Annotated in this window: 9 protein-coding genes; 5 read left to right on the top strand and 4 right to left on the bottom strand. The window is 71.1% G+C overall.

Annotated elements, in window-relative coordinates:
* The first annotated feature begins 63 nt into the window (after positions 1–63).
* On the top strand, positions 64–1,422 hold the full coding sequence (locus tag CACI_RS10440; protein WP_012786308.1) for an NAD(P)/FAD-dependent oxidoreductase: 1,359 nt from the start codon (positions 64–66) through the stop codon (positions 1,420–1,422).
* Entirely contained in the window at positions 1,406–1,840 is a 435-nt protein-coding gene (locus CACI_RS10435) for a sigma-70 family RNA polymerase sigma factor family protein (RefSeq protein ID WP_012786307.1), read from the top strand. Before CACI_RS10440 ends, CACI_RS10435 begins: the two co-directional genes overlap by 17 nt.
* A gap of 46 nt (positions 1,841–1,886) precedes the next feature.
* Here the strand turns inward: CACI_RS10435 and CACI_RS10430 are convergent, their stop codons facing one another.
* Positions 1,887–2,627 (bottom strand): SDR family oxidoreductase, encoded by a 741-nt coding sequence (locus CACI_RS10430; protein ID WP_012786306.1) that lies wholly within the window; start codon positions 2,625–2,627, stop codon positions 1,887–1,889.
* 128 nt (positions 2,628–2,755) lie between these two features.
* Between CACI_RS10430 and CACI_RS10425 the strand changes: the two genes are divergently transcribed.
* The gene (locus tag CACI_RS10425) at positions 2,756–4,486 is read left to right on the top strand and encodes an L-aspartate oxidase (protein ID WP_012786305.1); all 1,731 of its coding nucleotides are present in this window, start codon (positions 2,756–2,758) and stop codon (positions 4,484–4,486) included.
* Between the two features lie 129 nt (positions 4,487–4,615).
* Positions 4,616–4,906 carry a hypothetical protein gene (locus CACI_RS10420; RefSeq protein WP_012786304.1) on the top strand — a complete coding sequence of 97 codons (291 nt, stop codon included), beginning with the start codon at positions 4,616–4,618 and terminating at the stop codon, positions 4,904–4,906.
* Between the two features lie 60 nt (positions 4,907–4,966).
* On the opposite strand, the gene CACI_RS10415 is transcribed toward CACI_RS10420, so the two are convergent.
* The 3 genes from CACI_RS10415 to CACI_RS10405 form a co-directional block, all read right to left on the bottom strand.
* Positions 4,967–6,493: a hypothetical protein gene (locus CACI_RS10415; protein WP_012786303.1), complete on the bottom strand. Its 1,527-nt coding sequence runs from the start codon at positions 6,491–6,493 to the stop codon at positions 4,967–4,969.
* A gap of 20 nt (positions 6,494–6,513) precedes the next feature.
* Positions 6,514–7,029, bottom strand: a complete 516-nt coding sequence (locus tag CACI_RS10410; RefSeq protein WP_012786302.1) for a SigE family RNA polymerase sigma factor — start codon at positions 7,027–7,029, stop codon at positions 6,514–6,516.
* 338 nt (positions 7,030–7,367) lie between these two features.
* Positions 7,368–10,247, bottom strand: a complete 2,880-nt coding sequence (locus tag CACI_RS10405) for a helix-turn-helix transcriptional regulator (RefSeq protein WP_012786301.1) — start codon at positions 10,245–10,247, stop codon at positions 7,368–7,370.
* 204 nt (positions 10,248–10,451) lie between these two features.
* On the opposite strand from CACI_RS10405, the gene CACI_RS10400 reads away from it, so the two are divergent.
* Entirely contained in the window at positions 10,452–12,596 is a 2,145-nt protein-coding gene (locus CACI_RS10400; protein ID WP_012786300.1) for a cell wall-binding repeat-containing protein, read from the top strand.
* The last annotated feature ends 77 nt before the right edge of the window (positions 12,597–12,673 follow it).

Below are 12,673 nucleotides of genomic sequence, written 5' to 3'. Positions count from 1 at the left end.
CGTCACAAATCGGGCCGCTACCCGGTCTTAGCTGGCGACTCCGAGAGAACGGCAGGACCACGGGTGCGAACGATTCTGGTTGTCGGCGGCGGCTACGCGGGCTTCTATACCGCCTGGAAGCTGGAGAAGAAGCTCCGGCGGGACGAGGCCCGCATCATCGTCGTGGACCCCCGCCCCTACATGACCTACCAGCCCTTCCTCCCGGAAGTGCTGGCCGGATCGGTCGAGGCCCGCCACGCCGCGGTGTCGCTGCGCCGGCATCTGCGCCGCAGCACGATCGTCGCCGGCTCGGTCGTCGCGATCGACCACGCGCGGCGCACCGTCACCGTCCGTCCCGCCGAGGGCCCGGAATTCGCGATCGAGTACGACATCGTCGCGGTCACCGCCGGTGCGGTCACGCGCAAGCTCGCCGTTCCCGGCGTCGCGGAGCAGGCGATCGGCCTGAAGCACGTCGAGGAAGCGGTCGCGATCCGGGACCGGCTGCTGACCGCCTTCGACCGGGCCTCGGCGCTCCCGCCGGGTCCGCGGCGCCAGGCGCTGCTCACCGCCACCTTCGTCGGCGGCGGGTTCTCCGGCGTCGAGGGCTTCGCCGAGCTGCTGTCCCTGGCGAGCGCGCTGGTCCGGTCCTACCCGGAGCTCGACCCCGCCGAGCTGAACTTCCACCTGGTCGAGGCCGGGAAACGAATCCTTCCGGAGGTATCGGAGGAGCCCGGGAAGTGGGTGGTGCGCTCGCTGGAGAAGCGCGGAGCGCGCGTGCACCTGGGTGCCACCTTGGTCTCGGCGCTCGACGGCCACGTGGTGCTGTCCACCGGCGAGGAGTTCGACTCCGAACTGATCGTGTGGACCGTGGGCAACGCCGCGAACCCCATGGTCCGCAGCCACACCGACCTGCCGATCGACCGGCGCGGAATGCTCGTCGTGCGCTCCGACCTGCGGGTCGGCACCGAGGACGCGCCGATCCCGGACGCCTGGGGCGCGGGCGACGACGCCGCCGTCCCGGACCTCGCCGCCGGCCGGCCCGGCGCGACGACCGTGCCCAACGCCCAGCACGCCGTGCGCCAAGGCAAGCTGCTGGCGAAGAACATCGCGGCCGCCCTGCGCGGACGCGAGCCGAAACCCTATGTGCACCACAGCCTCGGCACCGTCGCCACCCTCGGCCTCGGACGCGGGATCTTCCAGTACCGTGGCCTCGTCATCAAGGGCTTCCCGGCGTGGCTGATGCACCGGGGGTACCACGTCCTGGCGGTTCCGAGTTGGGAGCGGAAGGTGCGGGTGTTCGCGATCTGGCTCACCGCCGCGGTGTTCGGCCGCGACATCGTCTCGCTCGCATCCGTGCAGGATCCGCGCCGCGCGTTCGTCACCGGCGGGGAACCGCTGGAGGCGCGGGCAGAGCCGCCGGGTTATCGTGCGCGATCCGAATGACGACCTCGTACGCGGCTTCGCGCGAGCGTGCCGGAGAGGGGACGTCGCCGCCCTGCGCGCGACGCTGGCCGCCGACGTCATAGCGGTGTCCGACAGCGGAGGACGGCTACCCGCGCTGCCGGGACTGGTTCGCGGCGCACAGGACGTCGCCCGGCTCGCCGCGGCGTTGCTGGGTGAGTCGGGGTTGCTGTGGGGCTCCGGATCGATGTCGGGCCCGGGATCGCTGGACGAGCCCGGCGAGCCTGGCGAGCCTGGCGACGCCGAACTGAGCACGGAAGTCGTCAACGGCCGCGCCGGCCTGGCCCTGCGCCGCACCGGCCGAGCCGTCGCGGTCGTGGGCATCGACGGGACCGCCGCCGGGATCACCGCACTGTGGATCGTGCTCAATCCGGACAAGCTCGGCGGCTGGCACCGCTGACGGCCGGGCCCGCGCAGGTCGTGCTGCGCGGGCCCGGCCGGGTTCGTCAGCGGGCGAGCCAGTCCTGATAGGTGGTCGGCGCGATGATGGCGTCGTCCCCGTCCTTGGCGATCAGGGCGTCGCCCGACGCGGCGGCGAACAGTCCGGCGCTCTCGTCGACGACGACCGGGCGCGGGTCGCCGCGGGTGATGAGCGTGATCCGGCCGAGTTCGGCGAGGGTGAAGACGTCGGGACCGGCGATGTTGCACGTGCCGGCCAGCGGGCTGCCCACGCTGACCTCCGCCACCGCCTGAGCCACGTCGGCCGCGGCCATCGGCTGGATCAGCGTGGCCGGCAGGCGCACGGCGTTCTCGTCGGCGGTCCAGGACATCGCCGCCTCCATGAACTCGAAGAACTGGGTGGCCCGGACGATCGAATACGGCACGGGACCGGCCTTGAGGATGTCCTCCTGGAGCACCTTGGCGCGGTAGTAGACCAGGTCCGGCACCAGTTCGGCGCCGACGATCGAGAGGATCACCGCGTGCCCGACCCCGGCTGCCGCGGCGGCGGCGAGCAGGTTGTCCATCGACTGCTGGAAGAAGGCGGGCGAGGCGTCGTCAAAGGTCGGCGAGTTCGTCAGGTTGATCACGACGTCGGCGCCGGTCAGCGCCTCGGGCAGTCCTTGCCCGGTCAACAGGTCCAGGCCGGAGGCGCGCGAATGCGCGACCGCCTCGTGCCCGCCCTCGGTCAGGATCTTCACGACCTGCGTCCCGATGAGCCCGTTGCCGCCGATGACAGCGATCTTCATGGTGGTCTCCTTGGTTCCGTTCGCCTGCTTGCGCCAGCTAAGACCGCGCAGCCCCGCCGGTTGTGACGCACCGCGGTGTCACAAACCGCGGGGCTGTCCGGTCTGAGCTGGTGACAGAAGGAAGAAGCATGAAAGACACCGAGCACCAGATCGCGACATCCGTCCTCGTCATCGGCACCGGCGGCGCGGGATTGCGCGCCGCCATCGAGCTGGCGGAGCGGGGCGTCGACGTCGTGGCCGTGGGCAAGCGGCCGAAGTCCGACGCGCACACCAGCCTCGCCGCGGGCGGCATCAACGCCGCGCTGTCGACGATGGACCCCGAGGACTCCTGGCAGCAGCACGCCGCGGACACCCTGAAAGAGAGCTATCTGCTGGCGGATCCGGAGACGGTGCGGATCGTCACGGAAAACGCCGCCCGCGGTATCTCAGACCTCGAACGCTATGGCATGCCCTTCGCGCGGGAGGCCGACGGCCGTATCTCCCAACGGTTTTTCGGCGCGCACACCTACCGGCGCACCGCCTTCGCCGGCGACTACACGGGACTCGAGATCCAGCGCACGCTGATCAACCGCGCGACGCAGCTGGACATCCCGATCCTGGACACCGTCTACATCACGCGGATCCTGGTCCGGGACAACGTCGTCTTCGGCGCGTACGGCTTCGACCTGGAAGACGGGACGCGGTACGTGATCCACGCCGACGCCGTCATCCTCGCCGCCGGCGGGCACACCCGGATCTGGCGCAGGACCTCCTCGCGCCGCGACGAGAACACCGGCGACTCCTTCCGGCTGGCCCTGCTGGCCGGCGGCCGGATCCGCGACGCGGAGCTCGTGCAGTTCCATCCCTCGGGCCTGATCGCTCCGGAGAACGCCGCCGGCACGCTCGTCTCTGAAGCCGCGCGCGGCGAAGGCGGAGTGCTGCGCAACGCACTCGGCGAGCGGTTCATGACGAAGTACGACCCCAAGCGGATGGAGCTGTCCACCCGCGACCGGGTCGCCTTGGCGGCGTACACCGAGATCAAGGAGGGACGCGGCACGCCGGCGGGCGGGGTCTGGCTCGACGTCTCCCACCTGCCCCGGGAGACCATCATGCAACGGCTGCCCCGCGTCTATCAGACGCTGCTGGAGCTCCAGATGCTCGACATCACCCGAGAGCCGATCGAGATCGCGCCGACCGCGCACTACTCGATGGGCGGCGTCTGGGTCCGCCCGGAAGACCACGGCACCGGCGTCGAAGGCCTCTACGCCCTCGGCGAAGCCGCCAGCGGTCTGCACGGCGCGAACCGCCTCGGCGGAAACTCCCTGATCGAGCTGCTGGTCTACGGCCGCATCGTCGGCGAGGCCGCCGCACGCTACTCACGGGATCTGCGGGCGCAACAGCGATCCGCCGCGGCGACGGCCGAGGCGCGCGGCGAGATCGACGACCTGCTCGCCGCCGACGGTCCGGAGAACGTCAGGGCCCTGCAACGCACCCTGCGCAATACGATGACCGAGCACGCAGGCGTCGTCCGCGACGAGGACAGCCTGCACGAGGGACTATCAGAGCTCGACGACCTCGAGCAGCGGATGAAGAACGTCGGCGTCCACCCCGACATCGCCGGCTACCAGGACCTCGCGCACGCCTTCGACCTCAAGTCCGCCGCCCTGGCCGCGCGAGCCACCCTCGAATCAGCCCTCGAACGCCGCGAGACCCGCGGCTGCCACAACCGCTCCGACCACCCGCACCTGGACCCCGGGCTCCGCGTGAACCTCGTCTGGTCCGGCCCGGGTCAGGTCGAGCGCGAGCCGATCGCCCCGGTCCCGGACGAGATCGCCGCGCTCATGCGCGATGTGTCCAGCGAGGGAAAGCTCGTCGAGTAGAACTCTTCGCGAAGGGCCCTTGTGCGCAGGTCAGGTGTCGTCAGCGGTACCGCATAAGGACCCTGTTTTTCCGGCTCGTGCGATGCGATGATGCGGCTTACCCATTGGCGCCCATGATCGGAGATATCCATGATCGCACGACGCGCGGTTCGCCTGGCCGCGGTGACCGCCCTCGCCGCGTCCTCGATCGGCGTGGGTGTCGCCACAGCCTCCGCGGCGACGCATGTGAGGCCCGCGTCCACGTTCCTGTGCTCGGCGGACGGCAACGGGAACAGCCTTTTCGCCGCCGAGCACGACGCGGAGGAGACGCTCAAGGGCGACTACACGGTCCTGTCGGGGTTCACGCTCCAGTACTCGACGGAGCACCCGGACGGCTCGTGGTACGTCGTCATGACGGCGCATTGCGGCAACCCCCGATAAGGGCGGTTCGACCTCGCGCTCGCGACCTGGCGGGACCCGCCGGGTCGCGAGCGCGAGCCGTCATTGCCAGACCTGCAGGCCGCTCATGCCGTCGAGCGGGTCCGTCGCGGCGGTGACCGTCCGCACGATGTCCGCGATCCCCGGGTGCCGCACCATGGCCGCCGCCTGGTCGACGGTCAGCAGCGAGCCGCCGGCGTCGAAGGCCTCGCCGGTGCGCGCCGCCGGCGGCCAGGGCGTGGTGGTCTCGGCCCAGACGCCGGTGGTGGGGCGGGTGGCCGCCCAGGGGATGTCGTGGATCTGCTCTCCGGTCGAGATGGAGATGATCGTGCCCTTCGGGTCGTCGGGCAGATATTTGTACACGTCTGCGCCGGAGATCGGGGTGTCCGCCTCGCCCGGTGCGTAGGCCGCCGGATAGCCCTGCTTCGCAGCGGTTTGCGACGTGTGCGTGACCTCGATCTGGCCGCCGGGAACGTCCTTCGCCGTGCAGTTCGCCAGGGTGTGGGACTGGCAGGCCTGGCTGTGGTGCCAGTTCTTCACCTGCGGCTCGGCCGTCCAGCTGAATTCGTTGGCGCCGGAGGGACCGGTCAGGGTCAACTCCGCTTCGCTGGGCATCCCCTGGTCGCCGCCGATGGCGAGGGTGAGCCCGGGCGGCAGGACCGGCTTGACCGCCGCCGCGATGGCGGCGTCGGCCGCCTTGTGGCGGGCCAGCGTCGCCTTGTCGACCGGGCTGTGGCGGTCCAGGAGCTTGGTGACCGCGGCGAATCCGGGCTTGGCGATCAGCGCGGCGAAGGCGTCCGCGGACAACAGGTCGCCCGAGGAGTCGAACGCCCCGGCCGGCGCGGGCGAGGGCGGCCAGCTGCCTTGGTAGTCGTCGGACGGCGGGTGGGGCGCGTAGTGCTCGAAGGAGACGGTGCCGGACATGATCACGTCGACCACCATGCCGTCGGCGGCCGACGGGACGAACTCGTACTCGTCGCCGAAGCTCAGCACCTGCTTGGCCGTGCCCACGGCCCATCCCGTGGCGCCGCCGTAGTCGGCCGTGAAGTTCTTGGTCGCGATGTAGAGCGTCCCACCGGGAACGTCATGGTGGCTGCACACGCCGCCGACGACGCAGCCCTCCTCCATCGCCTTGTTCCGCTCGGACTTGGTCATGGCGCTCAGGGTGAAGTCGTTGGTCCCGGTCGGGCCGTTCAGCCAGAAGTCCGTGTTGGGCAGCACCGTCCCGCTCTTCGTCAGGGACATGCCCTTGGGCAGCAACGGGTTCAACAGACCCGGCAGCCGGTAGAAGATGTCGTGGTCCTTGTCCCACGCGGACGGATCCGCCGCGGCCGCCGTCGAGGTCGAGACGGCGGTGGTCGTGCTCGCGGCCGGCTGCTCCCGACGCGCCGTGACGGAGGACCCGGTCGCCCAGATCAACGCCGTGGCGCCCATCGCCACCGCCAGGCCGGAAGCGGTCGCCCCATACAGCCGCGCGCGACGCCGCCGGTTCAGCACGATGCCCACAGCCGAGCCGACTATGTCCCGCTCGAGCTTCTCTTCTTTCATGACCGCCTTCCCCAGCATGCGGCGCACGTCGTCGTCATCCATGAAATCCGCTCCAGAGTCCTTCACCAGCGAGCCTGTTCGTTCAGCCCGGCCGCCAGACGTCCGCGCAGCTGTGCGACGGCCCGCGACGTCTGGCTCTTCACCGTCCCCGTCGTCACACCCAGCACCGTGGCGGCCTGCTCGACGCTCATGTCCTCCCAGAACCGGAGCACGATCACGGCGCGCGCCCTCGGCGGCAGCTCAGCCAGCGCCTCCACGACGACCCCCGCGAAGGAGGAATCGTCGAGCACTGACTCCACCAGCACATGGTCCGCCGCCCCCGCGATCGGCACCGTGGGAAGCTGCTTCTTGTCCTTGCGGTACTGGTCCAGGAAGCACCGGTAGACCACCTGCCGGGCGTACCCGAGCTGGTTCTCGACCTTCCGCACCCGCCGCCAGACCCGAAAGATCTTGACGAACGCACTCTGGACGATGTCCTCGGCCAGATGCCAGTCCCCGCACAGCAGATACGCACTGCGCCGCAAATGCCCCTGGACCGCGACCGCGAATTCCCGGAACTCGTCTTCGGCTTCGGACATGCCCCCTACTTCCTGTATCAGTCTCCACGCAGGAAACGACGGCGCAGCCGGGGGAGGTTGGAAGGCGGCCGGATTTTTTTCGGTGCGTTTGGCTGAGGCGGGGTGGGGGTGGGGGTGGGGTGATGGGGGGTGGGTGTGCTGAGGCGGGCAGGCTGGTGCGGTTAGTTGGTGGGTTTTTATAAGCCTTTTACGTCTTCGAGCATGCTTTGATGGCCTCGCAGGGGACGCAGTTCGGTGGAGGGTGTCCGGGTGGCGTTGGCGGCCGGCGGTGAAGGCTGTTCACGACCGCGCACCAGCCCGAGTCACTGCGCATACGTTGGGGCTGGCGGCGCGCAGATCTACTGCGCCGTGTCAGCGCTGCCCTCGCCGCCCCGGTTGCCGATGATCCGAGGAAGCTCGCCCCGCGACGAGACTCCGAGGCGGCGATAGACCCGTCCCAAATGCGCCTCGACCGTTCGCGGGCTCAAGAACAAGCGCTGGGCGATCTCTCGCGAACGCAGTCCTGCGGCGGCGAGCGCTGCGATCTCCCGCTCGCGCTCGCTGAGCATGCCGAGCGGTCCGTCGTCGTCGGGACGCGCCGGCGTGCCCTCCGGTCGGCTGCCGGTCGCCAGCTCGGCCCGAGCGCGTGCTGTGTCCTCCCGTACCGACAGTGCGCCGAGTGCGTCGGCGGCTGCGGAGGCGGCGTCCAGCCAGACCAGCGCCGCGTCGTGGCCCTGGGCCGCGTCGGCCGCCGCCGCTCCCATCGCCTGGGTCCAGACGCGCTGGATCGGGGCGCCGGCGCGGTCGAAGCGGTCGGCGGCCTGCGCGAAGAGGTCCACGGCCAGGTCGGGGCGGCCGTCGGCCAGGTGGAGTGCGGCGCGGGCCCGGATCGCGCCGGCGGTCTGACCGGTCAGGGAGAGTCGGGACGCGGCAGCTTCGGCGTCCTCGGTCCAGCGTCGCGCCGCCGGCAGATCGCCGCAGCGCAGGGCGGCCATCGCCATCAGGCCTTTGAGAGAGGGCTCCAGCGCGGGCTGCGCGACCGCCACATCCTGGCCGTCGGCGCGCTCCAGCATCGTGCGCAACGCGCCCTCGGGGTCGCCGCCGAGCAGCTGTACTTGGGCTGCCAGCCCGAGTGCGCTGAGTGCCCACCAGCTGCGGTGCGATTCGACGTCGGCGATCGCAGACTCGGCGAGCGCCAGAATTTCCCGGACGTCGCGCCGCCCCTGAGTCCAGATCATCGACGAGGCGCGGATCGACTTGGCCAGCCCGACGCCTTCCTGGGACCCGATATCGCTCGCGAGTTGTTCGGCTTGGCCAGCCCACTGCGCGATCGTGTCCAGCCGCCCGGTGAACAGGTCCACGGAGGCCAGACCAAGCAGTCCGTGCAGGACCACGTGCAGCTGCGTACCGCCGCTGGCGACCTTCAGTCCGCGTTTGAGATGCCGGGAGGCATCCTCGAAGCGCTCGAGATAGAGCCCTGCGGCGCCGAGCGTCACGAACATCTCAGGAGCCTGACCCGCCTGCGGATCCGCCAGCGCGTCGACCACGCCGGTGCACTGCCGCGCCTCCTCCAGCGCGACCGCGACGTTGCCCATATAAGCGTCCTGGCACACCGCCAGACAGCGGATCGCGATCTCCGTCGGATGCACGGGCCGGGCGGTCATGTCCACCGCCGAGCGGATCATCGCGCGGGCTTGGATGTGGTCCCCGCGCAGCGACTGCACCAGCGCGTACTCATAAATCATGGTGACGGCTTCGAGCGGAAGCGCGCCGCCCTCCCCCGGAGCCGGCAGAAGTCCGAGCGCCGTAGCCGCGATGGCCTCGGCTTCGGAGTAGCGGCACAGCAAACGCTCGACGTCCGCCGCCGCGCCGTACGCCCGAAGCGCGATCTGCCATGGCAGCTCCGAGACGTGGCCCAGCACTTCGTGAACCAGGGTCCTGGCTTCGTCCAGCCGTCCGACGGCTATCAGTGCTCGAGCTTGCAGGATCTCCAGCTCCGCACGCGCCTGCCCGCCATGCGGAATGTGGTCGAGCGCCAGTCCGGACCAGTGAGCCGCCGCAGCCGGATCGCTGGCCACCACCTCGGCGGCAGCCCGCGCGAGGATCGGCGCGGCGGTCGCGGAGTCCGTGCCGAGCAGCTGCTCCGCGTGCCGCGCCAACGCTGAGGCAGCCGCGCCACGGCCGACGAGCAGATCCAGCGCGCGCCGGTGTGCCATCGTCTGCTGGGAGAGGCTGGAGTGTTCGTGGGCGACGTGTCCCAGCACGGGATCGCGGAACACGAACTCGCCGTTGCCGCGCCGCCGCACCAGATCGGCTTCCGTCAGCTCGGCGAGCGCCGCCAGGACGCGGTCGGCTGTGAGTTCGCAGACCTCTGTGACGTCCTCCGGCCGGAACGGATCGCCCAGAACCGCGGCACCGCGCAGGACCACACCGGCTTCCGGCGACAGGAGGTCGAGTTCGGTGGTCAGCGCCGCCGCCTCGCGCAACAGCCCGCCGGGGTCGCCGCCGGCCTGGAAGGGCCACAGCACCGGATCCCAGCCGCCGGCCAGCAGAATCCGCAGATTGCGCGGGCTTCCGCCGGCCGCGTCGCCGAGCCGGCGGTCGTGGGCTTCGTCGTGGCCGGTGAAGTGCGCCGCCGTGCCGCCGGTCCAGCGGACGGCGAGTTCGCGCATCGCCTCCGTGCTCAGCGGAGGCACCGCGATCCGGGTCACGGTCCCGATGCGGACGCCGTCGTCCAGGGCGTCCAGCAACGCCGGATTCGTCTGCCGCGGACGGTGCGCCAAGACCAGCAGGAACGGTCCGGCAACAGGATTGCGCACCAGGCGCACGGCGATGTCGACCGACTTCGGGTCGCACCACTGCACGTCGTCGAGCACCACCGCGCCGCCGGAGCCGGCGGCCCAGCCGGTCGCCAGGGTTCCGGCCGACTGCGGATCCAGCTCGCCCTTGCGGTCCACCGCGGTCAGCCCTGGATGTTCCTCCCAGGCGCTGCGGAAGATCTGGCCGGGGGCGTCGTCGCCGCGGATCGCGTGGCCGCGGGCCACCCGTACTCCGGCTCCGGCGAGGAGTCCGGCCAGGACGGCCAGCAGGCTGGTCTTCCCCATTCCGGGATCGCCGGCGATCTCCAGGACGGTCCCCCGCCCCGAGCGCAGCGACTCCGCGATCTGTTCCAGACGCGCGATCTGCGCGTCCCGTTCCACCAGTGGCCCGTCGAATCGTGCGGGGCTGATGAGTGGCATGGACACAAAGTAAGACTCTCCAATTCCGAGAGTCGGTACTCGCGACAGAGTCGGCCGAATCGCACTTTCTTTCCCCGCCCGCGCCCCGAGGCTTCCCGCCAGTCGGCGGGCAACTTGATCAAACGACATGCAGGAGCCTGACCCCGTGCTATACCCTTTCGCAGCCCGGCGTACGCACGGGTTTTCGATTCCTGGGGAGGACCTGTGTCGTTCGATCATCTCCGCAAGCCTTTGGCGCTCGCGGCAGTCCTGTCGTCGGCGATCGCCGGCGCGGCCACGATGGCGCCGGGGGCGAGCGCCGTCAACCCCGGCGGCGTGCCCGCCAGGAGCCCGCTGGCCGTGGCCGACGGCACGAACCAGATCGCGCTGACCGGCGGCGGCATGCTGACCGCGCCGACGAACGTCACCTCGATCGCCTTCTCGCCCAAGGGCGACCGGTACGCCTACATCGCCGCCGACAGCTCGGTGCACACGGTGAACCGCGACGGCAGCGGCGACACCCTCATCGCGGCCGCCACCGGCGTGCAGCGGCTGCACCCGACGTGGGGCGACGACGGCTACACCGTCGGGTGGAGCGAGCTGTCGGGGGTCGGCAACTCCTCGGTGCTGCGTGTGACAGCCGCGGACGGGTCCGCGGTGGGCGCCTCGCAGCCGACGTGGGCGCCGACCGGCTACACGACGAGCACGAACCCTGGCACCGCTTACAACGACATCCAGCCTGAGTTCTCCGGCGACCTGCTGGTCTTTGAGCGCGACATCCCGAACAACGGCCCAGGCCCGCGCTCGATCCTGCTCCGGGGCTACGACGCCTCCGGCAACCCCTTCCAGAAGCAGATCGCCGGCAGCACCACCACCGTCGCCGGCTCGGCCTGGGACCCGACGATCTCCCCGGACGGACGCACCGTCGCGTTCCTGCAGAACGCCACCGTGAGCCCCGGCGTCAGCGTGCCGGCGATCTTCGCGGTCGACGTCGCGCCGGACGGGACGGCCGGGACGCCGAGGCAGATCACGTTCCCGCAGACCGCCGGCTTCGTCCCCCCGCAGCACCCGGCCTTCTCCGCCGACGGCAAGACCATCGCCTTCAGCAGCTCCCCGGGCGCGCCGCAGCCGGGCACCTACACGGTCTCGGCGACCGTGGCCACGCCGGGCGTCAACCCGCCGACGAAGGTCGGGGACCGCTGGGGGTCCCCCACGTACGACACCGCCTCGGTGGGCTTCGTGCACCGCCTGGCCGGTCGCGACCGGTTCGACACCGCCGATCAGGCCTCGCAGTCGCTGTGGCGGAACCACGGCGACGCGAACGACCCGCGCGCACAGGCGAGCGTCGCGGTCCTGAGCCGCTCGGACCTGTTCGCCGACGCCCTGGGCGGTGCGGCGCTGGCCGCGCACAAGGGCGGCCCGCTGCTGCTGACCTCGACCAAGCAGCTGGACGCCAGCACCGCCCGCGAGCTGACCCGCGTCCTGGCGCCCGGCTCGACGGTGTACCTGCTCGGCGGGGACTCCGCGATCTCCCCGGCGGTCGAGGCCTCGGTGCGCCACCTGGGCTTCAACGTCGACCGCATCGGCGGGCCCGACCGCTACTCCACGGCGGTGCAGGTCGCCCAGACCGCGTCGCCGAACCCGCGCGACATCCTGCTGGCCACCGGCAACAACTACCCCGACGCGCTGTCCGCGGGCGCGGCGGCCGGCAGCGACCCGGACGGTGTCGTGGTCCTGACCAACGACACCACCATGCCCGCGCCGACCCGCGCCTACCTGCAGCGCTACGCCTCGCAGCTCCAGCAGCAGACCGGCAGCGTGACCGCGTGGGCGGTCGGCGGGCAGGCGCTGGGGGCGTACGACACGCTGCCCGGCGTGTGGTACCGCGTGGACGTGCACGGCGCGGACCGCTACACGACCTCCCTGAAGCTGGCGAACGAGTTCTTCGGCAGCCGCCAGGCCGCCGTCGGCATCGCCACCGGCGTCAACTTCCCCGACGCGCTGTCCGGCGGCGCGCTGATGGGCGCGGTCGAGGGCCCGCTGCTGCTGGTCAACCCGAAGGTCGGGCTCAGCCCGGCGGACTCGGCCTACCTGAGCCAGAGCCATGACACGCTCAGCGACGCGTTCATCTTCGGCGGGTACAACGCCCTGTCGAAGCTGGTCGACGCCCAGGCCGGCCCGCAGGTCGCCGGCGCCGCCGGCTGGCTCGACGTGAACGGCGCCGGCCAGGTCATCTCCGCTGCCGGTGCGGCGGCGGGTGCGGCGACCAGCGCCGCGGCGGCGGAGGCCACCGGGGTGAAGCCGGCGCACGCCACCGACACGGCGCACGGTGCGGTCAAGCCGCACGGGAACGCGCAGCCTTCGCACTAGTGCGGAGAGCGCGCGCAGCTTGCGAAGCGGCCGCGCCGAGGTGGGATTCCACCTCGGCGCGGCCGCTTCATTGGTGC

Source organism: Catenulispora acidiphila DSM 44928, assembly GCF_000024025.1.
GTDB lineage: Bacteria > Actinomycetota > Actinomycetes > Streptomycetales > Catenulisporaceae > Catenulispora > Catenulispora acidiphila.
This window is presented reverse-complemented; position numbering and strand designations above follow the sequence as displayed.